The sequence below is a fragment of the Chordicoccus furentiruminis genome (assembly GCF_019355395.1).
Lineage (GTDB): Bacteria > Bacillota > Clostridia > Lachnospirales > Lachnospiraceae > Chordicoccus > Chordicoccus furentiruminis.
In genome coordinates this window covers 3209104-3232940 of record NZ_CP048829.1, presented here as the reverse complement: position 1 = coordinate 3232940, position 23837 = coordinate 3209104, and the positions used below count along the sequence as shown (strand labels likewise).

Sequence of the window (23837 nt, the reverse complement as noted above, 5' to 3'; positions counted from 1 at the left end):
CTGAGATGTAACCTATCTTAATTTCTCTTCATGAAACAGCCCTGGCGATCAGACGGTCATAGATCGGAAGCTCGCTGAAAGTGGCAAAGTAGTCGGCCGGCGTCTCGGCCCGGCGGATCTTCTCGAAGCTGCCGTCCTCATGAAGCAGGACCTCCGCGCTCCGGAGCTTTCCGTTGTAGTTATAGCCCATTGAAAAGCCGTGGGCGCCCGTGTCGTGGATGTAAAGCAGATCACCGATCTCGATCTTCGGAAGCATCCGATCCACGGCGAACTTGTCGTTGTTCTCGCAGAGCGAACCGGTGACATCATAGATATTCGTCAGAGGCGCGTCCTCCTTGCCCATCACCGTAATGTGATGGTAGGCGCCGTACATCGCCGGGCGCATCAGGTTGCAGGCGCAGGCGTCCACGCCGATGTAATGCTTCATGATGTTCTTCTCATGGATCGCCCGGGTGACGAGAGCCCCGTATGGACCCGTCATAAAGCGGCCCATCTCCGTGTAGATCGCCACATCACCCATCCCGGCAGGGACAAGCACCTCCTCGTAGGCCCTCCGCACGCCCTCGCCGATCGCAAGAATGTCATTCGCCTTGTCATCCGGCTTATAGGGGATGCCGACGCCTCCGGAAAGGTTGATGAACGTGATGTGGCATCCGGTGTCGCGATGAAGTTCGACAGCCAGCTGGAACAGCAGCTTGGCCAGCATCGGATAGTAGTCGTTGGTCATCGCGTTGGAGACAAGGAAGGAGTGAATCCCGAACTCCTCCACACCGTTCTTTTTCAGAATGCGGAACGCTTTGAACAGCTGTTCGTCCGTCATGCCGTACTTCGATTCACCCGGCGTGTCCATAATGCCGTTCGAAACCTTGAAGACGCCGCCCGGATTATAGCGGCAGCACATCTTCTTCGGGAAAGACCCGACGGCCTGCGCGTAGCAGTCGATCATGGTAAAATCGTCAAGATTGACGATGGCGTTCATGTCATGGGCGTAAACATACTCCTCAGGCGGTGTGTCGTTCGAAGAAAACATCGTCATCTCGCCGTCATTGCCGATGGCCTTCGCCATCATCAGCTCGGTCAGCGAGGAGCAGTCGCAGCCGCAGCCCTCTTCCTTCAGGATCTTCAGAATGACAGGATTCGGCTCTGCTTTCACGGCAAAGTACTCGCGGAATCCTTTGTTCCAGGAGAAAGCCTTCTTCACAAGTCTCGCGTTCTCGCGGATTCCCTTCTCGTCATAGATGTGAAACGGCGTGGGGATTTCCCTGCTGATTTCCTCGAGCTTCTCTTTTGTCGTAAACGGTCTTTTCATATTCAGTGCCTCGTTTTTCTCTGTGCCTTTCCGGGTCAGTGTCCGCCTTCATCCGCGCTGTGCGGTCCCTTCACATGGGTGTGGGTGTACAGATGGTCCATGCAGTATTCGTGAGCGCCGTCGCATTTGGAGCAGTATCGGAACTCAAGATCCGGATCCGATACATCCGTCCGCCCGCAGACCTCGCATCGGTGCCGGTACGGTCTGATCTTCTCCACATCCGCCTCCCGTGCGGTTCCGTCCACGGTGCGGGGACGCGCGCCGCGGGCAGCCCTCTGTGCGTCACGGAAGGAGCGGCGCATCCTCCGCTGTTCTCTCGTGAGACGGCTTCCCCTGCGGCCGGAAAGGAAGAAAATCAGGAAATTGGCCAGCGACGCGCAGATTGCGATGACATTGATCCAGTAGAGAATCTGATGCGCGCTGACGGCGTAGCGGATCAGCGTGATGACATCGTAAGCCATATACGCGCCGTAGATCCATCCGAGCACTTTCATTCTGACCGGGATCACAAACATCAGGAGAACGGTGGCGTCCGGGAAAGTGGCGGCATAGGCGAGCATCAGCGACATGCAGATATAGTAGGTGGAAAACGCGTACCCGATCCACTGTCCGATCGCCGTGCCGAAGCCCGGACGCAGCGCTGAGAACACCCCGTAGGAGATGAAGGCCGCCGCGACGGAGATGATCATCCCGCCGATCAGATACAGATTGTAGTAGAAATCTCCCCATGCTCTTTCCAGCGAGACGCCGATGCTGAGATAAAAGAACAGCATGATCAGCGTGAAGACATCGAGCGACGAAGGGGGAATCAGGATCCATGTGAACAGCCTCCAGATCTGGCCGCGCAGAATCTGGCTGATATCAAGACTCAGAAACGCGGCCGGGAACTCCGGGTTCACGGCCTGAAGGAGATAGCCGACCACATAACAGCCGATCATCACGAACGTCAGATGCGGGATGGCGTATTTCCCGAATTTTCTCTCAAGCTTGTTGAACAGATTATTCATGCATACCTCGAAGCGTAAACTGTGTTCATTATAAAAAATCCGTCAATCGCTGTCAATCACGGATGCGATCTGGCAGGAGGGCGGTCCGATGTGATATGATGGTGGCATCTGTTGAACAGGAAAAGGAGACTATAAATGGCTGGATCATCCTTTGGCTGCATATTCCGCGTTACCACATGGGGAGAATCCCACGGCCCCGCCCTTGGCGCCGTCGTCGACGGCTGCCCCGCCGGACTTCCGCTCTCTCCGGCCGACTTTCGTCCGCTGATGGAGCGGCGCCGGCCGAATGCCGGTCCGATGTCGACCATGCGGAAAGAGGCCGACGAGGTTGAAATCCTCTCCGGCGTCTTCGAAGGAAAGACCACCGGCACGCCCGTCTCCCTTCTGATCCGGAACACGGACCAGCATTCGGCCGACTACGGCCCGATCGCTCACATCTTCCGTCCCGGCCACGCGGATTTCGGCTTTGCGGCCAAGTACGGCATCCGTGATTACCGCGGCGGCGGCCGCAGCTCCGGCCGCGAGACGGCCGGACGCGTCGCGGCCGCCGCCATCGCGGAGAAGATTCTCGCGCGCGTCGGCGTCACGTTCAAGACGAAGGTGGTCTCCGTCGGCGGCCGCCCGATGGCAGAGGCGGAGGAAGCCGTCGCGGCGGCCCGCGCCGCCGGCGATTCGCTGGGATCCGTGGTGGAATGCGTGATCCGCGGCGTTCCGGCCGGCATCGGAGAGCCGGTTTTCGACAAGCTTGACGCGCGGCTCGGTGGCGCTCTCTTTTCCATCGGCGCAGTGAAAGCCGTGGAGATCGGCGACGGCGTACAGGCCGCCTCTTCCTCGGGCTCGGAAAACAACGATCCGTTCCGGATCCGGGACGGACGGACGGTGACGGCCGCCAACCACGCCGGCGGCATTCTGGGCGGCATCAGCGACGGAGCCGACATCCTGATCCGCGTCAGCTTCAAGCCGACACCTTCGATTTCCCTTATGCAGCAGACCGTGACGGACGGCGGAGATGAAACGCAGGTCCGGATCCGCGGACGGCACGACCCGGTCATCGGACCACGCGCCGCGGTGGTGGTGGAGGCGATGGCGGCGCTGACGCTGACCGATGAGATGATGATCAATCAGTCGGCCAGAATGGACGCATTCGAAGCCTTTTACCGCAGGCCGGACCACTGAGCGGCCGTTCACATGAAGAGGCCCCGGGACGTGGTGTCCCGGGGCGTTCCTGTCTTCTCATCCGCATCGGTTCATTTCGTTCCGGCCGGGAGTCCGCTCTCAGCACATCTCTCCGATCGGAGTCGGCATATAGTTCCGCGGCAGCGGCTTCGCGGCGGCTTCCGCCTCCTCTTCCGTCACCTCACGGACATCATCAGGCCTTTTTTCAATCTGCTGGAATACCATGCAGTTCGGCGTGTCCAGCGTCTGAGGACGGCCCTTCATGACCAGCGTATGCTTCTCGTAATCAATCGCGAAGGTCGTGATCGTTCCCGAACCGTTGTTCACCACGGCGATATGCTTCTGATCCGGGAAAAGAGCGAGATCCTTCGGGTAAATACCGGCCGTCGGAAGCGAGAACAGTCTCGTGAGGAGACCGGTCTGGGGATCGATCTGATAGCAGGCGACGGAATCATCCCCCGCCGTCGAACAGAACAGATAACGGCCGTCGTAGGAAATACGGAGCGCGGACGCCGCATCGTGGGGATCTCTGGCGTCGGACAGCGTCGAAATTTCCTGACGGAGATCGAAGTTCGGATAGCCGTCCGTCACGGAATAATCGTAGACGCGGACCACGTTCATGATCTCGCAGAGGACGTAAGCCTGCTTTCCGTTTTTGCTGAAGTGGATGCTCCGCGGACCGGCTTCCCTCCCCATCCGGAGAATGTCCACCTTCTGAAGCTTGTTGTAGGTGTGGTTGATCCGGTACAGGACAATCTGGTCGATGCCGTTGTCCACCGCACACAGGAAGCGGTTGTCCGGTGTGACGCGGACGCAGCATACATGAGGCCGGAAGCTGCGCTCGTTTACCGCGCCGATGCCCTTGTGGAACACGCCGTCCATCAGATTGCCGAGCCGCCCGTCGCGGTGAGTATGGACAACTGTCACCTTCCCGTCGTGATAGCCGGCAACGAAGAGATACTTGCCGTCCAGATCCACGGACATATGACAGCCGCGCATGCCGTTGATGTCGATCTCGTTGATCGGCTTCAGATCGCCGTCCGGCTGGATTGCGAACGCACAGACGCCTTCATCCGCGATGGAATAGAGAATCTTCCGGTTTCTCGACCGGGTAAGATATGAGGAATTGTTGACGGGCACCACCTTGCGGAGATGCAGCAGTCCCTCCTTCACATCGACGTCATAGATATGAATTCCCTTGCTGGTCCCGTTGGTATAGGTGCCGACATACGCTACATACTGCTCATCCTTCACTGCCATCTTAGGTCACCCCCGCATTCAAACGTGTTACTGTCATTATATGCCAACGCAGAAAGGCTTTCCACCATTTCCTCAGAATTTCACTCTGTCGCCGGTTTCAAGAACCAGGATACGCCGGTCGTCGAACCGGAGGGACTGGCGCGAATGGTAAGGGATCACATAGCGGAACCGGTTCTTTTTGTCCAGTGCCTCCATTTCCTCCGCGTTCTGATGAACCGACAGACGGTCGAACTCCGCCCTGTGCTCCGTCAGAAGCCTCTTTGCGCAGCTCGCCGGATCCTGCTTACCGGTGAGAATCACCTGTCCTCCGGCCGCCGTGACCGCGTCCGCCGCCTTCCGGTTCTCGGGCCTTGCCAGCTGCGAATCGCTCACAAGGATAGCGGCTCTCCGAAGTCCCCGGGGAAATGCAGCCGGCCCCTTCTCCCATTCCGAGAGGAAGGACGCGAATTCCTTTCCGTCTGCCCTTCTCAGCGATGCAGCCGAGTGCAGGAAACCCTTTTTCAGCCAGAAACGGGTCTCCGGCGTATCACGAAGGCGAGAAGCCGTCTCATCGGGAAAGACAACGGGCACGCCGGCGTCCGCCAGCAGGCGAATCACATCAAGTCCCCGCCCGTTGGCCGGAACAGGAAAAAAGAGCGGAACGGCTTTCTTCCTCCAGTGCCGGACCGCCTTCCGCGCCCGGTCCCGGTTGACCGAGGCATTCTCTGTCTCCACGCCGTAAGCGCAGTCGACCACGGCAAGATCCGCCTCCACGTCACGGATGCGGTCACAGCGGTAGGCCAGCGATTTCTCCTCGTAGTCCCCGGTGAAGACAAGGCGTCTTCCCTCGGCCCGGAATCGGTACCAGACGCTGCCGAAACAATGCCCGCTGCGTCCCCAGGTCACCGCGATCCCTCCGCTCAGCATGCACTCCTCCAGCGGCCCGGACAGATCCTCCAGCGTTTTCCGCCGGCCTCTGAACGCCGGTATGGTATCAAAGGTGGGCCGGCTGGCGACCACCACGCCCCGGAAGCCGTGTTTCAGGAGCCAGGGCAGTGCTCCCGCATGATCGCTGTGGGCATGAGTCAGAAACAGGTAATCCGCTCCGCCGATCTGTTCCTCCGTCAGATCCGGATACGGCACCTCCGGCTTTTCCTTCATCAGACCCGCGTCAACGAGAAAGGAAAGGTTCTCCCCTTTGACATGAAAGCAGTTCCGTCCGTGTTCCGAGCATCCTCCGGCGATATAGAGCTCCATATGCACTCACCCTTCCTGCTGTTTTCGTAAACGAAACGGACTGGATCTCAGACGTCTCCCTGCGGGATCATCGTGTCCGCTCACAGGTAAAAGCCGAACAGAAATGCGGAAATCAGCGAGAAGATCAGTACCATCGGACTGACCGCCGCATGCGTAATCTTCTCGAAGAGATTGTCCGTCCCGTCGGCGCCTCCGCAGAGACCGAAACCGATCAGCGGAAATACAAGGATCGGGGCCATATACCTGAAATCGACCGTTCCGGTATTCGGGAACCATCCTGCCGCCAGAATGAAGGAGACGAGGATGGAAAGGTAACCGATCAGAATGAAGCGTTTGCGCACTGTGTCCAGACGTTCTGTGAACAGCGTGTAGATCAGCATCACGTGGAAGATCAGACAGATCAGAATCGAGAGGTACAGCGCGAGCATCGTCACGATGTAAGTTCCTCTGAGAGAGATATCGAGGGAGTCAAATCCGACCAGCGCGGTCTTGAAGATCTGAGCCCAGATATTGGATTCCGTCTTTCCTCCGGAGACCGTATGGAGATGGGCGAGCATCGCAGGGGACGGAATCCGGAGCCTTGAGATCAGGGACTGGCGGATCGGTTCTCCTGATGCCGTCTCCCAGTAAAGAAGCGGGACGCCGAACCGGATCAGCCGGTAAAGCGGCCACCACAGCCCGAGCGCGGCGGTGATCAGCGCAAATTTCCGGAACTGCCGGCTGAAAGGTACGCTGCTTCTCCTTCCGTCGGTGACCGCATGACGCATCAGAAACAGAACCGGAAGCAGTACCGTCAGACAGCCGGGGGACGTCATCAGTCCGAGCCCGATCTGCACCGCAGTCCGGGTCAGCGATCCGGCTCTGCGCGAATTGTACCAGCTGAGGGAGGACTGCAATGACAGCATCATGAACATATAGCTCATCGCTGCCGGCTCCAGCGCGCCGCTCAGAAGATAAAACGTGGGGAAGAACGTGAGAAAGAGGATGGAGATCACCATCTTCCGGCCCCGGATGCCGAACTTGCCCAGGATGCCGATGCACGCTCCTGTGCCGATGAGTACATAGACGACGTTGATGCACTGTACGACATGCAGCGCGATGCCGATATCCCATCGGAGCAACCGGTGGATAATCTCCAGATACAGGGCGCTGACAATATAGTAAAAAGGAGGATTTGAGAAGCAGGAAACGGATCTCGGGTCGAAATCCGGGAGATGGTGTGTGGTGAAATAGTATTGAATGACACCGATCTGGCCGCTGTTGGGGACACCATCCTTCATCGCCTTCCAGACGCCCGCGCTGACGGTGCCGCGTGTATAGCCGAGCTCGATGTCATAGACCAGCTTGAGAAAAAAGCCGACCATCACCACGAAGCCGACCCAGAATTCATCGGGAATGCCTAAGAATCGCCTGGACCTGGATCTCGTCACCGCTAACCTCCGCTGCCTGACCTTGTTTTTCAGCCGCCGTCCCGTTACCGTTACTCGTGCCGGATCCGATTAAGAACCGCGTGAACGACGGCACCCGCGCCGCAGACAGCTGATGCCATCATACTATCACAATCGGTCGACATCCGCCAGTTCGCCGGGAGAATCCGTCTCAAAAAGGAGAACATCCTCCGGATGGCGTCTCAGAATCTGCCGGCCGCCGCGGTCACCGGAAAGCGCCATCAGATCCGGAACCCAGGCAGCCTGAAAAGCGCAGGGATTCATCATCTCACCCGCGTATCCGACAGCAGCCAGCGGCGGACGATGCAGTTCCACCGCGTTCAGAAACCCTTCGACGGTCTCTCTCGTCAGATATGGCTGATCCGCCGTGAAGAAGACGAGGTAATCCTCGTCTTTCAGCGCACCCGTTCTCTGAAGAAAACCGATGCCGGTCTGAAGGGAGGAGGAAATGCCGCGTGAAGGATCTTCGTTCAGAACGGCGCGGGCAGGCCCGCCGCTGACTGAATCCGCAATTTCCGCATACTGTGTGACAACGGTCAGATCCGCACGGAACGAATCGCTCTCCGCGATGCCGGTCAGCCGGTCAAGCAGATGGCGGTACATCGGCCGTCCCCCGACCGGATACAGCAGTTTATTCGATCCGAACCGCCGGCTGTACCCGGCCGCGAGATAGATCAGGTGAAACATGTCGAATTCTCCCTCCGGTGTGCCGCCGCGGTGAGAAGATGTGCGTCCGGAAAACGGGCGCGGAGAGGCATAAGATAGGCCTTCTCCACGGCATAACGCAGCATCTCCTCCGAGAGACGTGTTTCGGTCCCCTTCTCCGCGGCTTCCGGGAAACGGCCCGCGAGCAGCTCCGCCACGCCGTCCGGATGGTAGCAGCTCTCCCGTATCCTCATGCCGGCCGCCCGGAGACCGTAGACGATGACGATATCGGTGGCCCAGGGATCCACGACCGGTTCCCACGGATACGGCACCTTGAACGGCATGTGCCGCGCACCGTCCGCCTCCGTCAAAATGAGATCCGCCTCCCCCGCCAGCTCTTTTCGTTCTTCTTCCGGAAGAGAACAGATTTTTTCGGGATGCACCGGATCCAGTCTGCCTGCAAAAGCATATCCATCTGTCCGAAGCGCCTCCGCGGCCGCCCTGACAGACGTACACAGCGGCTCCTCCCTCATCATATGGGTCGTCGTGGTGACGGCTGTCTTTCTGCCTCTTGCGAGATAAAAGGAAGCCAGCACGTGAATCAGTGTGGTCTTGCCGCCGGCGCCGCAGACATAGAGACGGGAACCGGAAGGCAGATGAAAAAGCGGCTCGGGAATCCAGTCCGTCTCATGCCGCGCGTCAGGACACATGATGATGCTCAAAAGCGCAGACCAGCTCCAGCACGCTTCCGGCGATGCACCTTGCCTTGTCCGAGACCGTGCAGCAGTTCTTCCGCTGCTCCGCCCTCGGATCGATATCCGCCATCTTCATGCCCTCCGGCGTATCGAAGCCGTCCGGAAGAATGCCCCGCAGCACGCCGCTGAGAGAGGCCGGGACCTCCGTCCGTCCGCCGCCGTCCCGTTCGATCCACGCGATCGCCTCTCCTTTTCTGACAAGATCGCCGATCGCATGCAGCGTATGGAGCCGCCCGGACGCCGGGGCATGGATCACCCGTTCCCGCCCGAATCCGGCGATCAGTCCGGGTACGCCGGTGTTGGACAGCGCGCTTCCGTCCCGGATGATCCGTCCGAGATCGTGTCCCCTCATCGTCTCGATGACGGCGTGCACGTCGCGGCCTGCGGTGAACCCGGGGCCAAGGGCGACCGTGAGGGGAGCCATGTCCATTCTTGTGCCCACGTTCCGCTTGGCAATGACCGCGTCGACCAGAACGTCAGGCCTCAGAACCGGAATGGACGAGCCGTTTTCATCGATCAGAAGCTGCGGATTCTCCGGCGTCACAGCGGCAAGCGCCGCCTCCGGCGTACCGGCGCGGACGCAGGTCAGTCCTTCCACCGTCTTACTGCCCTGATAGACTGCCTCACAGAAGGCCGCCTCCCTGCGGATTGCCGTCGGCCGGCCGCATTCCAGCGTAATCACGCTGTATCCGGCCCGGCTGAGACGAATGATCGTTCCCGTCGCCAGATCTCCGGCCCCTCGCACTACGATCGGTCTCATATTTCAGTCTGCACCTCTCTCTTATAAAAAAGGCACGGACGGCGCGGCTCATCGCCGCGCCGTCCGTGCCTGAAAACGCAGCCGCTGTCGGCATATTGCGCTGTCCGTCCGTTTTTGCGTCACCTGCGGGCCGCCCGCGTCAGTGCGCGGCGGCAAACTCTTTCATGTATTCCACCAGCGCCTCGACGCCTTCCTTCGGCATCGCGTTGTAGATTGAAGCGCGCATGCCTCCGACGAGACGGTGCCCCTTCAGGTTGGAGAAGCCGTGCGCCGCCTGCCCGGCGACAAACTCTTTGTCCAGCTCATCGTCTCCTGTCCGGAATGTGACGTTCATCATCGAGCGATCCGCCGGATTGACAGAAGTCTTGTAGAAGTCCTGGGAATCGAGATAGTCGTAGAGGATCCTGGCCTTCTCGATGTTGCGGCGCTTCATCGCCTCGAGTCCGCCCTGTTCTTTCAGATAATCGATGACCATCTTGACCATGTAGATCTGGAAGGTGGCCGGTGTGTTGAGCATCGAATTCTTCTCCGCCTCGGTCTTGAAATTCCAGATTTTCGGCGTGATGCCCATCTCATGCCCGAGCAGATCCTCGCGGATGATGACAAGGGCGAGACCGGCGGGCGCCAGATTCTTCTGCACGCCGGCGTAGATCATGGCAAACTTCGAGACATCCACGGGCTCGGACATGATGCTGGAGGACATATCGGCCACCAGCGGCACATTTCCGGTATCCGGAATGTACTTGTATGTCGTTCCGAAGATCGTGTTGTTCCAGCAGACATGGACATAATCCGCGTCCGGATTCAGCGTCAGCTCGTCCTGCCGCGGAATATGATTGAAATGGTCCGCCTCGGAGGAACCGGCGTTGCGGGCATCCTTCAGATACTTTTTCGCTTCTTTCAGAGCCTGACCGGAGAAATTGCCGCTGACGATGTAGTCGGCTGATCCGCTCCTGCCCCCGAGATTCATCGGAATCGCCGCGAACATACCGGACGCGCCGCCGTGAAGGAACAGAATCTTGTAGTTGTCCGGCACGTTCAGCACATCCTTCACGTCCTGTACCGCCTCGTTGATGATGTCATCGAAGACCTTGGAGCGGTGGCTCATCTCCAGCACGGACATACCGGATCCGCCGCAGTTGAGCAGTTCCTGCTGCACCTTCAAGAGCACCGGTTCCGGCAGCATTGACGGACCGGCCGAAAAGTTGTAGATTCTACCATCCAGCATTCTTTTCTCCTCCTTTACGCACATGCGGGCCGACGCCCGCTGTTTCCTGTTTTCATGATAGCATCGCGCGAAATCTTCAGTCAAGGAGATCGGCGTAGTCGGGGAACATGTCCCGGTAGGCGTCCGACACGGCCCGTGAAAAAAGCTCCAGTTCCTCCGACATATGGTACGCCTCGGGAACGTCTCGGGCTACGGTCCGGAACTCGCCCGCGATTTTTCTCGCCTGCGAATCCTCCGAGATCCGTCCGAATCCGAGAACCACCGTGTTGTACTGCTTGTCCTCCTGGCAGAGAGCGATATAAAGCATGCCGAGATGATAGAATTCCTGGTATAACAGGTTCCGCTCGCTCTGGTCTGCGGCATCGTAGTATCCGATCGACTCGAAAAGCTTCCGGATCTTCTTCGGATTCGGACCTTTCGAGAAGAGGCCGCATCCTCCGTTCTGAGACAGGAAGCGCATCTCGATCCATGCCTTGATATAATTGTCCGGAACGGATTCGCCTGTCAGCTTTCCGTCACCGTAACGGAGCGTAAACAGCTTTCTCCGCATCCCGTTGTCCTCCGGCGTCAGATGCTGCCGGTCCGCCTCATCGAGGAGCTGCTTCCGGATCCGCGGCTCGCGCTCGCGATAGTAGCAGTCGGGCCAGTTCAGCATTTTCTGCTGGAGATCCGGACCTTCTTCCTTTTTTTTCGGTTCGCGTTTTCTGAATTCCATCTGTATGCCTCTCCTTTTATGTGCCAGTGTAGCACAATACGGGAGATTTTAGTAGAGCTTTCGGCCCTGCACATACTTGCCCGTGACGTTCCGGTCGTCCATCAGATACATCAGGCGCTCCGCCCGTTCGGCCGGTGAGAACGCGCGGATTGTCTGCAGATTCTCGTCGTCCAGCACCACCGCGTCGAATTCGTAGCCCTCGAGAAACGCGCCGACTTTTCCGAAAAACGCGCCGCCGCCCATCGTCGCCATATAGAAGACCTCGGGAAAGGTCAGCGGGCGCACGGACTGATCCGTCAGCCGCCACCGGAGCTTTGATACCGTGACCGCGTCCCGCATGGCCGCGAACATCGAGGAAGAAGGACCGCCGGCCACATCGCTTCCGAGTCCCACCTTAAGCCCCATATCGAGGTATTTCGACACAGGCGCCGCGCCGGACCGGACGTTGATGTTCGATCCCGGGCAGTGGGCGATCACGACGCCGCGGTTCTTCAGAAGCGCAAGTTCCTCCTCGTCCGACCAGACACAGTGGGCCATCACGGTGCGTTCCTTGCGCAGAAGGCCCGCCCGGTCATACGTCTCCGCATAGCAGCGGCAGTCCGGCTCCAGCTTTTTCACCCACTCGATCTCATCCTGATTTTCGGAGAGATGAGACTGCACGGAAAGATCCAGTTTTTCCGCGATCCGCCCCAGCTCCTCCATCAGCGGACGGCTGCAGGAAGGGGTGAAACGGGGCGTGATGATCGGCGAGGTGTGCCTCAGGTTCATCCGTCGCACATGACCCAGCCACTTCTTTGTCTCTGCGACGGACTCCTCCGTGGTCTCCACATAGTCCTCCGGCACGTTCCGGTCCATATTGACTTTGCCGACAAAGGTGACAAGGCCGGTCTCGTCCAGCATCTCCATCAGACCGGCGGTCGCTTTCCTGTGCTTCGTCCCGAAAACGCAGGCCCGTGTCGTCGCCCCGATGTAGAGGTCCTCGACGAAGCAGTCGTAGGCCCGTTCCGCGTAGTCCAGATCTCCGTATGCTTTCTCCTCCGGAAACGCGCAGGCATTCAGCCAATCCAGCAGCTCCAGATCGCCGCCGGTTCCCCGGAAGGCGAACTGCGGCGCGTGCGTATGCAGATCGACCAGTCCGGGAATGATCAGTTTGTCCCAGAAATCTTCCACAGGAAGGGAAGCGTACTTCGGCGGCAGCGTCTCAAAGACGCCGGCGCAGCGTCCGTGCTCGCAGACCACATACGCATCCTCATATTCTTTCAGATGAAAACGGTCCTCGCTCGTGAGGACCGCTCCGTGAAGTGCAAAATCAGCCAAATTCTTTCTCCGTATCCGTAAGGCAGGCCGCGATGACCTTGTCCATGTCGTAGTATCTGTATGTGCCGAGACGGCCTCCGAAAATCACGCCGTTCTCTTTTTCCGCCAGCTCCCGGTAGCGTCCGTACAGTTCATTGTTCCGCTCGTTGTTGATCGGATAGTACGGTTCCGCGCCCGGCTTCCACTCGCTCGGATATTCCCTCGATATGATCGTCGTGGGCTGAGTTCCGAAGGCGAAATGCTTGTGCTCGATGATTCTCGTGAAGGGAACAGAGGAGGCGGTGTAGTTGACAACTGCATTTCCCTGATAATTGTCCGTATTCAGATGCTCGTCCTCGAACCGGACGCTCCGGTACTCCAGATGGCCGAAGCGGAAATCAAAATATTCATCGACCGGACCGGTGTAAACGACCTTTTTCGCGAGCGAGACGGCGGAATCCCTGAGCGTCCGGAAATCCGTGTTCAGCCGGATCTCCGCGCCCTCAAGGAGCCGCTCCGCAAGCGTTGTATACCCTTCCGTCGGAATCCCCTGATGCGGATCGCGGAAGTAGTTGTTGTCATAGGTGAAGCGAAGCGGCAGCCGCCGGATGATGAAGGCCGGGAGCTCGCTGCACGGGCGTCCCCACTGCTTCTCCGTGTACCCTTTGATCAGTTTCTCGTAGACATCGCGCCCGACCAGTTTCAGCGCCTGCTCCTCGAGGTTTTTCGGCTCGCCGATGCCAAGCTCCGCGATCTGATCCGCGATGATTTTCTTCGCTTCGGCCGGCGTACGGATGCTCCACATCCTCGAGAAGGTATTCATGTTGAAGGGGAGGTTGTAGGTCTCGTCTCCGTAGACCGCGATGGGACTGTTGATGAAATGATTGAACTCCGCGAACCGGTTCACATACGCCCATACCTTCTCATCGGAGGTGTGGAAGATATGCGCACCGTAGCGATGGATCAGGATCCCCTCCTCCTCGGCGCAGTAGATATTGCCGGCAATGTGAGGCCGGCGGTCGATCACGAGGACGGACTTTCCGTGTCTCATGGCTTCCTGTGCGAAGACGGCGCCGTAGAGCCCCGCTCCGACGATCAGATAATCATACATGCTCTTCTCCGATTTCCCTTTCTTCTTCTGAATCCGCCTCGATGGGCTCGGCGGGAACGAACCGTCTCTCCTCAACGGGCTTGTGAGGCTTCGGTACGCGCGACCAGGCCTCCTCCATAAACTGCTCCTGCGAATTGACAAGAACCCGTCCCCTCTTGTCCGGCTTCTCGTAGCTTCCGTCCGGCATCAGCACATGTGCTTTCACGTTGTCCTCGAACTCTGTGTCAAGGATGTGGCAGACCTCCTTCCGGAGATTCTCCTGCTCGACCGGGAATACGATTTCCACCCGCTTGTCAAGATTTCGCGGCATCCAGTCGGCGGAGCCCATGAAAATTTCATCGTCGCCGTTGTTGTGGAACCAGAAAATCCGCGAGTGCTCAAGGAAATTGCCCACGATGGAACGGACACGGATATGCTCCGACACGCCGGGTATGCCGACTTTGAGACAGCAGATGCCGCGCACCAGCAGGTCGATCTCCACACCGGCCGCCGACGCTTCGTAGAGTGCGCGGATGACGGCCGGGTCACAGAGCGAATTCATCTTGGCTTTGATGAAGGCGGGCCGTCCCTCCTTCGCGTGAACGGCTTCCCGTTCGATCATCCGAAGGAACTCGTTCTTCATCCAGATCGGCGCAACCAGCAGCTTGTACCAGCGGTCCGGTTCCGAATAGCCGGACAGCATGTTGAAGACGGCAGTCGCATCCTCTCCGATCGCCTCGTCACAGGTAAAAAGACCGAGGTCGGTGTACAGCCGGGCTGTGGAATCGTTGTAGTTGCCGGTGCCGAGATGGACGTACCGCCGGATGCCGTCCTCCTCCCGGCGTACCACCATCGTGATCTTGCTGTGTACCTTGAGGCCGACGAGGCCGTAGATCACATGGCATCCCGCCTTTTCCAGCGTCTTCGCCCATGCGATGTTGTGCTCTTCATCAAAACGGGCCTTCAGCTCGACCAGCACGGTCACCTGCTTCCCGTTATCGGCAGCCTGCGCCAGCGCGTGGATGATCGGCGAATTGCCGCTGACACGGTAGAGGGTCTGCTTGATCGCCAGCACCTGGGGATCCTTTGAGGCCTGACGGACAAAGTTGACCACCGGATCAAAGCTCATGTACGGGTGATGCACGAGTATGTCCTGCTTCCGGATTGCTTCGAAGAGGTCAGGCGTCTCCGCGAACTCCCGGACCGGCGCCGGCGTGTAGGCAGGCGTCTTGTACTGCTCAAAACCGGAAAGACCGTACAGTTTCATGCAGAACGTGAGATCGAGCGGTCCGCTGATATAGTAGAGATCCGGATCGGTGATCGCGAATTCCTTCTTCAGGATCGCGAGCAGCCGGCCGTCGATGTCATCGGCCACTTCCAGACGGATCACCTCACCCCACTGCCTCTTCTTCAGCTGCTTCTGGATCTCGATGAGCAGGTCCTCCGCCTCCTCCTCGTCGATGGTCAGATCCGCATTCCGCATCACCCGGTACGGGCATGTGCAGATCACATGATAGTGCTCAAACAGACGGTCGATGTATTTCCGGATGACCTCCTCCAGAAGGATCACGGCCTTTGATCCGTCCTCCGCGTCAGGAAGGGTAACCACACGGGGCAGAACGGACGGAACCTGAACCGTCGCGAATTCCAGTTCTTCCTTCTTTCTCTTTTTCTTTCCTGTCTTCTGGGCGAGTCCTTCCGTCGGCTTCGCCGAAATCAGCGCACCGATGTTCAGCGTCTTGTTCCGGATCAGCGGGAACGGGCGGGAGGAGTCCATCGCCATCGGCGTCAGGACCGGATAGATCTCCGTCTCAAAGTACCGGTCAAGAAACCGGCTCTGCATCTCCGTCAGATTCTCATAGCGGAGCACGACGGAAAGCCCCGCCTTTGACAGGGCCGGAATCAGAGACCGGTTCAGGGTGCTGTACTGATCCCGGACGAACTCGTGCACACTTGCACTCAGCGCATCGAGCTGCTGCTCCGGCGTCATGCCGGCGATGTCCGTCCCCTTGAAGCCGGCGTGCACCTGATCCTTCAGCGAAGCGATCCGGACCATAAAGAATTCATCCAGATTCGATGCGGTAATCGAGAGAAACTTCAGACGCTCAAACAGCGGGACGATTTTTGTATCCCTCGCTTCGCTCAGGCAGCGGGCGTCGAATTTCAGCCAGGACAGCTCGCGGTTGTAGAAATTTTCCGGCGCGCCGAAATCCGGTGTGCGGACCGCGGCCGTCTTTCCGTTCTTTCTGTTCTCTGTCTCCGGGGCGGCCGCCGGCCGTCCCGATTCCTTCTGTGTCATATTCTCATCCCCTCAGATATCTGACTTTCAGCACCGGGCGCAGATCGAAGATCTCCTGAAACAGATCCACGTTTTCGCCGAAGATCCCACGCTCGAAGGTATAGTCGCTGTTCACGTCCACGGTTACGATCAGCTCGCCTTCGCGCTTTGCCACGCGGAGCCGCTCGACCTTCTGACGATAGCTCTGGTCAAGACTGTTGGCGACTCTCAGGATTGAAACCAGCTGCTGAACCAGCATATAGTCCGTATCAGCAAGGCCCTCTGTTTCCTCCTCATGCTGCATGTCATCCAGAGGCTCCGTGTTGTAGTGCACCACGTTGGCGATGATGCGTCTCTCCCGGTCGGACAATCCGATGATCTCGGTGGACATGATGATGTGGTAGGAACAGTCCGCTACATTGACCATGCTGATGTATTTTCCGCAGTCGTGAAGATGACAGGCTACGCGGAGCAGAAGCCGCGCTCTCTCGTCGAGACCCGCCTGCTTCTTCACCACATCGAAGACGGCGTCCGCCGCCTCCATCAGTTTCTCGTTATGCGGACGGTAGCTTCCGAAGCGCTTCGCGCTGTTCTTCGCCGCCATCAGAATGTCCCGGTTGAAGTCATGAGTCGACCGGATGATCTTCTGCCTGAGACCGTAATCGTAGGCGATGCCGTCGGTGAGCTGGATGCCGGGAAGCCAGATCGTCTCAACATCCAGCTCTTCGATCAGCATCCGGTAGACCGTAGCGGTCGGAATCAGAACCGAGGACATAGCCGCCGAGATCCCCATCTCCTCCGCAATCTCCCGCGGTGAGCTCGAGACCACATGGTTGTACCATTCCATGAATTCAGCCTTCGTCTCGGTCTTGTTCAGGTCGTTCCGGTTCTCGAAGATCAGGTTCGTGAAGTAGTCGCCGACGAGGATAATGTTCCGGATCTTCCGGTCCTTCAGATACATGTTCCGGATATTCAGGAGATCCTTGTGTACAAGCTGGGCGACCAGCTGGTCATAGTGGACGGTTTCGCGGGTGAAGGAGGCAAGGCGCTCCCGCACACGGAGGGACCCAAGCGGAATATTCTGGGTCATCACCAGCGCGTCGTGATCGAACAGGGACAGCTGGGTGCTGCCGCCGCCCACGTCGATGATCGCCGTGCCCTTCTGGATGAACCGCTGAAATTCCTCGCCCTTTGCCGCGATGGACTTGTAGCCGAGAAAGCGCTGCTCGGAATTCGAGAGCACGTCGATCTCGATTCCGGTATTCCGCCTGATATGGTCCAGCACGAGAAGCCGGTTCCCAGCGTCCCGGATCGCGGACTTGGCGCAGGCACGGTAGGCCGAGACGCCGAATTCCTTCATGAGACGCCGGTAGTCGAGCAGGATGCCCGTCAGCGCCTGAAGCGTCTCCATCGAAATTCTGCGGAGGGCATAGGTATCCTTGCCGAGCTCGATGTTCTGCCGCACCCGGGTGAGAGATTTCATGCCGTTTTTCTTCGACAGCTCGAAAATCTCCATGGAGACGTCGTAGGACGCGACGTCAATTGCGGCAAAGGTTGTAACTGCCATGATGATTGTCTTCCTCCAGTATCCGGTAGATTCTTCTGCTGCTTACTGCTGCCGGCCGGCGAGACGGTGCTGCCGCTCGCGGCTCACCTCAAATACCGTTCGGTACAGCGTCTCGATGGCCTCCGCGTTTTCCGGGCTGGATGCGCGTCCTTTCAGCTCCGCGATCAGTTCTTCTTCCCTGGCGGCATCGAAAACGGGCATCCCGGAGGATGCCTTCCATGCACCGATCTCTCCGCTGATTTCCATGCGTTTCTCAAAGAGACGCTGGATTTCGGCATCGATCCGGTCTATCCGACTTCGAAGTTCTTTTATGTCTGACATACTGGCATTATCGCACATCGAATCCGAAAACTCCACCGTTTCGGCGATTGTAAAGAACATTTTACCTTGTCTCCGGATGTTCCGTCCGCCCGCATTCCGCCGCGCTGTCTACGATTTTTGTTGCAAATGCGGAAGAAATACGCTACAATCGGGCTTTGTGGCAGAGCATGCGGTCGCGGCGCGCGCGAAGACGCGCGGCGAGGAAAGTCCGGGCTTCACAGGGCAGGATGCCGGATAACGTCCGGCAGGGGCAACCCTCGGGAAAGCGCAACAGAAAACAACCGCCTGCACGCAGGTAAGGGTGAAAAGGCAGTGCAAGAGACTACCGCCGCGACGGCAACGCCGCGGGCATATGCAAGCCCCATCCGAAGCAAGGCCAAGCAGAAGCGATACAGCGGCCCGCTGTGCTTCAGGTAGGCTGCTTGACGCGTCCGGCAACGGGCGTGCTAGACAGATGACCGCACAACGACAGAACCCGGCTTATCGCTCTGCCACTTCCGGATCAGAGATAAAATTTTGCGGACGGATCCTCCGTCAGATGACGTGAAAGAGGGGGAGGGACATGTGTACAGCACATGTCCCTCCCCCTCTTTCGTCACGGAGACGGCCTGCGATCTGTCCCGGCGCACCACTATAGACGGCGCGGACCGGATCATTTCTTCAGAACGCCGTCCCACTTCTCATCGCAGTACTTGCAGCGGTACTCTTCCTTCTCCTCGTCCTTCAGAACGAATACCTGATCCAGCCCCCGCTCGATGGAGGTGATGCACCGCGGATTCTTGCAGCGGATCACATTGGTGATCTCCTTCGGCAGCGAAAGCTCCTTCTTCTCGATGATCCGGCTGTCCTTGATCACATTGACCGTGATGTTGTGGTCAATGAAGCCGAGCACATCGAGATCCAGATAGTCAATCGGGCAGGCGACCTTGATGATGTCCTTCCGCCCCATCTTGCTGGAAGTGGCGTTCTTGATGATCGCCACCGTGCAGTCCAGCTGATCGAGCTTCAGGTAGCGGTAGATGGTCATCGCGTGACCGGCCTCGATGTGGTCGAGGACGAATCCCTCCTCCAGGGCGCCGATGCTCAGCGTGCTTCCGTCCAGCTTTGAACCCGTCATCTTCTCCATCATCCGTTCACCTCGATTCCAAGCAGCGTAAGTATCAGAGCCATCCGCGCGTAGACGCCGTACTGAACCTGTCTGAAGTAACAGGCTCTCGGATCATCATCCACCTCCACCGCGATCTCGTTGACACGGGGAAGCGGATGCAGCACGATCATATCCTCCGGCGCGAGCGCCATCTTGTCCTTGTCCAGGATATAGAAATCCTTCATCCGGATATAATCCGCCTCGTTGAAGAAGCGCTCCTTCTGAACGCGGGTCATATACAGCACGTCCAGGTCTTTCATTGTGCCGGCGTCGAGACGCACGACTTCCTCGAACGGGATCTGTTTCGCGCGCATATCCTCCCGGACATAGCCCGGCACCCGGAGCTCCTCCGGCGAAATCAGGACAAAGGAGACGCCCGGATATCTTGAAAGCGAGGCGATCAGTGAATGAACGGTGCGTCCGAATTTCAGATCGCCGCAGAGCCCGATTCTCAGATGATCAAGCCGGCCTTTCAGCGACCGGATCGTCATCATGTCGGTCAGCGTCTGTGTCGGATGCTGATGACCTCCGTCGCCTGCGTTGATCACCGGAATCGAAGATTTCATCGACGCGACCAGCGGCGCGCCCTCCTTGGGATGCCGCATTGCGCAGATGTCGGCGAAGCAGGAAATGACGCGGATCGTATCGGCGACCGTCTCTCCCTTCGAAACCGAAGAGGTGTCCGCGCTGTGGAAGCCGAGCGCCTTGCCTCCGAGATTCATCATCGCCGCCTCAAAGCTGAGGCGCGTCCTCGTGCTCGGCTCATAGAACAAAGTGGCGATCTTCTTTCCTTCACATGCGTGACTGTATTTCTCAGGATGTTTCTCGATGTCGCTGGCAAGATCCAGCAGTATTTCTGTTTCCTCCACCGAAAAGTCGAGAGGGCTCATCAGATGTCTTGGTGCCATTATGCCTCCTATTCATCATGCGGGATCCTTGTCCGGATCCGCCTCATCCATCCCGCACATGATATACTACTGCACCCGTCAAATCAAGGACGAGTTACAGATGGAAGCAGCCTCCGCCGATGAACTCGCGGATCAGTGAATTCATCGGGATGTCCTCCGGCGGAATCGCGATCACGTATTCAAGGAATTTGAGAAGCCGCTTTGCCTCGTAATAGGACGGATCATCCTCCCCCACCTGAAACAGAAGAGGCTGCACGAAGGTCTTGAGCGCGGCGATCTCGTAGGGCAGGGCGGAATTGAAAAATGCATCCGCCGATTCCTGAAACGGGAAAATATACTTTTCCTCTCCGTTCCGCACCGAGCGCCACATGCCCAGTGTCTGGGAGGCCGAGTATCCGCGTGTCCGGTAGTCTCTGACGATCCGCCGGATCAGCCGTCCGTCCCCGGAAGGCACCCGGTTGTGCTCATCGAGATTGAGCTGGGTAAGCGCGCTGATGTAGATGCGGAACCGGCTGTCCTTCGGAATCGATCCGCAGAGTTCGTCATTGAGCCCGTGAATCCCCTCAATGACCAGCATCTCCCCTTCCCTGAGCGTCAGCATCTCTCCGCTCAGAATCCGCCTGCCGGAGACGAAGTCGAAGACCGGCATATTGACCGTTCCGCCCTCAAGCAGCGTATTCATGTCCCTTCCGAACGCCTCCACGTCCAGCGCGTCGAGACTCTCAAAATCAGGCTTTCCATCCGGACCGGGCTTCAGCTCGGAGCGGTTCCGGAAATAGTTGTCCGTCCCGATGTAATGAGGCGTCATCCCGTGGGCGGCGAGCTGAATCATCAGACGCTGGGAGAACGTGGTTTTGCCGGAAGAGGACGGACCGGCGATCATCACGAATTTGACGCCTCCCCGTTCCGCGATCTCCTTCGCCAGATCCGAGATCGCGCTCTCCTGCAGCGCCTCGGACACCAGCACCATCCGTGAAACGTCGCCCCGGATGACCGCCGCGTTCAGCTCTCCCACGGTGCCGATATGCTGCTTCTCAGCCCACGCCTCGCCCTGAAGCTGAGCGTTCATCAGCTTCTCGGACGGCCGGAAATCCGGCAGCATGTCCGGGCATCCACGGGCGGGCATCTGCATCACGATCCCGCCGTGATAGGCGATGAGACTCCAATGCGTGAGAACTGAAGCGTCATAGACCATATAGCCGTAGAAGTAATCCTCGAAGGTGCCGAGACGGTAGATGTTCACGTCAGAGGCAATCCGGGTCCGGAAAAGTCTCTCCTTGTCATGCAGGCCGAGTGCCGCAAACTTTCGCTTGGCCTCGTCCGTGGGGACGCTTTGCTTGATGAAACGGAGTTTCGCGTCAGTCATGGACTGCATTTCCCGCGCGAGCTTATCAAGCAGCTCCCCATTCACGGAGACGTCCTCCCCGAACGTAAAGAAGAAGCCGTGACCGATGGAAAAATGGAGCACGGCGCGTCCCCTGTCATGCCCCAGGACCCGGTCGGCCGCGGCCAGAAACAGCATCGTGCAGCTCCGCCTCATCGTCTCGTAGCCGATACCGTCGGACACCGTCACGAAGGAGATCCGCGCACCGTCTTCCGCTCTGTGAAAGAGCTCGGTCAGCCGCCCGTTCATATAGGCAAGCGCGGCCGGACAGGTTTCCTTCCCCGCCTCACGATCCGCCAGTTCCTTCAGTGTCGTATCCTCCGGGCAGTCTGTTTTCCTGCCGTCAATCATCACCGTCATCGCTCGTCACTTCCCTTCCGCGCGCTCCGTTCCGGATACGGGCAAGCGCCCGCCGAAGGAGCGCAAGCTCCTCTTCAAGTTCTCTCCGGCGGGCCTTTGCCCGCTCTGATGCCGCCCGGTCGTCGATCCGGCTTAAAAGATCTGTCATACGGGTGATCTGACTGCTTATGTACGTGGTCATTCCGGGATCGCCTTCCGAAAGAAGCAGCGGCCCGTACCGCAGCTCCTCCGGCGCAAGCGGGCGTTCACTCCCTCCGTTTTCCCGTTTTGCAGCCCGGATGATCTGATAAAACTTCCCGTCTTCCCGTATGAACCGTTCCGCCTCGATCCGATATCCGTTTTCATCGAGACATCCCCGCAGTGCCTCCGCGTCCCGCTGGGGCGAAAGCACCAGCTCACTGAAGGAGTTGCCCCGGCGAAACGCCGCCTTCAGGATATCCGTCATCAGGAGGCCGCCCATACCGGCAAGGATCACCGTGACCGGCCGCGTCCCGGTTATGCCGGCGAAGCCGGCCGGCACGCCGTCCGCCAGTGTCACCGCGATCTGTTTCGAAAGACCCGCCTCCGCCACATGCTGTCTGGCCGCGGCCAGCGGTCCTTCCCGGACGTCGGAAGCCACCGCGCAGGGAGAGATACCGTCCTCTACCAGACGGATGGCCGTAAATCCGTGATCGCATCCCACGTCAAGCACCGCATGTCCCGGCGTCACCATCCGGATTACGGTCTCGAGACGCTCTGACAGCCGCGCCGCCATCAGTCGTCGAGATAATCCCTCAGCTTCTTGCTGCGGGACGGCTGTCTCAGCTTGCGGAGCGCCTTGGCCTCGATCTGGCGGATCCGCTCCCGTGTGACATGGAATACCTTGCCCACCTCTTCCAGCGTCCGCGCCCGGCCGTCGTCGAGGCCGAAGCGGAGGCGGAGCACCTGCTGCTCCCGTTCGGTCAGCGTATCCAGCACCTCTCCGATCTGCTCCTTCAGCAATGTGTAAGCCGCGGCCTCGGCGGGAACGGGTGCATTTTCATCGGGGATGAAATCACCCAGCTTGCTGTCCTCCTCCTCGCCGATCGGGGTGTTGATGGAGACAGGCTCCTGAGACATGTTCTGGATCTCGCGGACCCGCTCCGCGCTGATCCCCATCTCCTTCCCGATTTCCTCCGGCGTGGGTTCCCGTCCCAGTTCCTGAAGCAGCTGCCGCTGGATCCGGATCAGCTTGTTGATCGTCTCGACCATATGGACCGGAATCCGGATCGTTCTGGCCTGATCGGCGATCGCCCGCGTGATGGCCTGACGGATCCACCAGGTGGCGTAGGTGGAAAACTTGAAGCCCTTCGTGTAGTCATACTTCTCCACGGCCTTGATGAGTCCGATGTTGCCTTCCTGAATCAGGTCGAGAAACGGCATGCCGCGGCCGACATAGCGCTTCGCGATCGACACCACAAGGCGGAGGTTCGCCTCTGTCAGACGCTTTTTCGCCGCCTCTCCCTCCAGCCCGCCGGCCTCGATCTTTTTCGAGAGATCAATCTCCTCGTCCGCGGTGAGCAGCGGATAAGCGCCGATTTCCTTCAGGTAAAGCCGGACCGGGTCCGCCGTGGAGATGCCTTCCGGCACGGAGAGATCGATCTTGTCGAGATCGATGTTCTGCTCCTCGTCATCCTCCATCTCCGAGTCATCCTGATCGATGAGCGTCGTGTCATCGTCCGCCTTATCGTCCATCGAGAGAACATCCACGTCGTTCGCCTCAAGGAAATCCGCCACGCGTGCGATATCGCCTTTTGTCACGGGAAGCCCCTTGAGGCCTTCCGTGATGTCCGGCAGGCTCAGCACATTTTTCTTCTTCTTTGCGGACAGGAGAAGCTTTGTCAGTCGGTCCGCGAAGACCGCATTCATTTCACTTTTCATCCATTCACGACCTTTCATCAGGCTCTTTTCGGGCCCGTGCCTTCATCC

At 58.7% G+C, this 23837-nt stretch carries 21 protein-coding genes and 1 other RNA gene; 2 read left to right on the top strand and 20 right to left on the bottom strand.

The window, feature by feature from the left end:
* Positions 1–28: 28 nt before the first annotated feature.
* A complete protein-coding gene (locus G4C92_RS14685) occupies positions 29–1309 on the bottom strand; it encodes a diaminopimelate decarboxylase (protein ID WP_274940564.1) in 1281 nt (426 codons plus the stop codon).
* A 35-nt stretch (positions 1310–1344) separates the two neighbouring features.
* Positions 1345–2316 carry a rhomboid family protein gene (locus G4C92_RS14680; RefSeq protein WP_274940563.1) on the bottom strand — a complete coding sequence of 324 codons (972 nt, stop codon included), beginning with the start codon at positions 2314–2316 and terminating at the stop codon, positions 1345–1347.
* 135 nt (positions 2317–2451) lie between these two features.
* Between G4C92_RS14680 and G4C92_RS14675 the strand changes: the two genes are divergently transcribed.
* Entirely contained in the window at positions 2452–3492 is a 1041-nt protein-coding gene (locus tag G4C92_RS14675; protein WP_274940562.1) for a chorismate synthase, read from the top strand.
* Positions 3493–3591: 99 nt separating this feature from the next.
* Here G4C92_RS14675 and G4C92_RS14670 read toward each other — a convergent pair whose 3' ends face one another.
* The 13 genes from G4C92_RS14670 to G4C92_RS14610 form a co-directional block, all read right to left on the bottom strand.
* Positions 3592–4752 (bottom strand): lactonase family protein, encoded by a 1161-nt coding sequence (locus tag G4C92_RS14670; RefSeq protein WP_274940561.1) that lies wholly within the window; start codon positions 4750–4752, stop codon positions 3592–3594.
* A 72-nt stretch (positions 4753–4824) separates the two neighbouring features.
* Complete coding sequence (locus G4C92_RS14665; RefSeq protein ID WP_274940560.1) at positions 4825–5988, bottom strand: INTS11 family MBL fold metallo-hydrolase; 1164 nt, start codon at positions 5986–5988, stop codon at positions 4825–4827.
* An 80-nt stretch (positions 5989–6068) separates the two neighbouring features.
* On the bottom strand, positions 6069–7418 hold the full coding sequence (locus G4C92_RS14660; RefSeq protein WP_274940559.1) for a hypothetical protein: 1350 nt from the start codon (positions 7416–7418) through the stop codon (positions 6069–6071).
* A gap of 126 nt (positions 7419–7544) precedes the next feature.
* The gene (locus G4C92_RS14655) at positions 7545–8123 is read right to left on the bottom strand and encodes a nucleotidyltransferase family protein (protein ID WP_274940558.1); all 579 of its coding nucleotides are present in this window, start codon (positions 8121–8123) and stop codon (positions 7545–7547) included.
* Positions 8111–8803: a selenium cofactor biosynthesis protein YqeC gene (yqeC, locus tag G4C92_RS14650; protein WP_274940557.1), complete on the bottom strand. Its 693-nt coding sequence runs from the start codon at positions 8801–8803 to the stop codon at positions 8111–8113. The genes G4C92_RS14655 and yqeC overlap by 13 nt, the downstream gene beginning before the upstream one ends.
* Positions 8781–9596 carry a selenium-dependent molybdenum cofactor biosynthesis protein YqeB gene (gene yqeB, locus G4C92_RS14645; protein WP_274940556.1) on the bottom strand — a complete coding sequence of 272 codons (816 nt, stop codon included), beginning with the start codon at positions 9594–9596 and terminating at the stop codon, positions 8781–8783. The genes yqeC and yqeB overlap by 23 nt, the downstream gene beginning before the upstream one ends.
* A 139-nt stretch (positions 9597–9735) precedes the next feature.
* Entirely contained in the window at positions 9736–10824 is a 1089-nt protein-coding gene (gene serC / locus G4C92_RS14640) for a 3-phosphoserine/phosphohydroxythreonine transaminase (protein WP_274940555.1), read from the bottom strand.
* Positions 10825–10900: 76 nt separating this feature from the next.
* Positions 10901–11539, bottom strand: coding sequence for a DUF6553 family protein (locus G4C92_RS14635; protein ID WP_274940554.1), 639 nt, complete (start codon positions 11537–11539; stop codon positions 10901–10903).
* Positions 11540–11587: 48 nt separating this feature from the next.
* Positions 11588–12856, bottom strand: a complete 1269-nt coding sequence (locus G4C92_RS14630) for an amidohydrolase family protein (RefSeq protein ID WP_274940553.1) — start codon at positions 12854–12856, stop codon at positions 11588–11590.
* A complete protein-coding gene (gene glf, locus G4C92_RS14625) occupies positions 12849–13946 on the bottom strand; it encodes a UDP-galactopyranose mutase (protein WP_274940552.1) in 1098 nt (365 codons plus the stop codon). Before glf ends, G4C92_RS14630 begins: the two co-directional genes overlap by 8 nt.
* Entirely contained in the window at positions 13939–16224 is a 2286-nt protein-coding gene (locus tag G4C92_RS14620) for an RNA degradosome polyphosphate kinase (RefSeq protein ID WP_274940551.1), read from the bottom strand. The genes glf and G4C92_RS14620 overlap by 8 nt, the downstream gene beginning before the upstream one ends.
* A 4-nt stretch (positions 16225–16228) precedes the next feature.
* Complete coding sequence (locus G4C92_RS14615; protein WP_274940550.1) at positions 16229–17770, bottom strand: Ppx/GppA phosphatase family protein; 1542 nt, start codon at positions 17768–17770, stop codon at positions 16229–16231.
* A 42-nt stretch (positions 17771–17812) separates the two neighbouring features.
* Positions 17813–18151 carry a chorismate mutase gene (locus G4C92_RS14610; RefSeq protein WP_274940549.1) on the bottom strand — a complete coding sequence of 113 codons (339 nt, stop codon included), beginning with the start codon at positions 18149–18151 and terminating at the stop codon, positions 17813–17815.
* 97 nt (positions 18152–18248) lie between these two features.
* On the opposite strand from G4C92_RS14610, the gene rnpB reads away from it, so the two are divergent.
* An RNA gene (gene rnpB, locus G4C92_RS14605) (RNase P RNA component class A) lies at positions 18249–18590 on the top strand.
* A 153-nt stretch (positions 18591–18743) separates the two neighbouring features.
* Here rnpB and G4C92_RS14600 read toward each other — a convergent pair.
* From G4C92_RS14600 to rpoD, 5 genes are all read right to left on the bottom strand, one after another.
* Complete coding sequence (locus G4C92_RS14600) at positions 18744–19217, bottom strand: aspartate carbamoyltransferase regulatory subunit (protein WP_274940548.1); 474 nt, start codon at positions 19215–19217, stop codon at positions 18744–18746.
* Positions 19217–20128, bottom strand: a complete 912-nt coding sequence (pyrB, locus tag G4C92_RS14595) for an aspartate carbamoyltransferase (protein ID WP_274942027.1) — start codon at positions 20126–20128, stop codon at positions 19217–19219. The genes G4C92_RS14600 and pyrB overlap by 1 nt, the downstream gene beginning before the upstream one ends.
* Before the next feature lie 112 nt (positions 20129–20240).
* A complete protein-coding gene (locus G4C92_RS14590) occupies positions 20241–21890 on the bottom strand; it encodes a nucleoside kinase (RefSeq protein ID WP_274940547.1) in 1650 nt (549 codons plus the stop codon).
* The gene (locus G4C92_RS14585) at positions 21874–22644 is read right to left on the bottom strand and encodes a tRNA (adenine(22)-N(1))-methyltransferase (RefSeq protein WP_274940546.1); all 771 of its coding nucleotides are present in this window, start codon (positions 22642–22644) and stop codon (positions 21874–21876) included. The genes G4C92_RS14590 and G4C92_RS14585 overlap by 17 nt, the downstream gene beginning before the upstream one ends.
* Positions 22644–23807 (bottom strand): RNA polymerase sigma factor RpoD, encoded by a 1164-nt coding sequence (rpoD, locus tag G4C92_RS14580; protein ID WP_274940545.1) that lies wholly within the window; start codon positions 23805–23807, stop codon positions 22644–22646. The genes G4C92_RS14585 and rpoD overlap by 1 nt, the downstream gene beginning before the upstream one ends.
* Between the last annotated feature and the right edge of the window lie 30 nt (positions 23808–23837).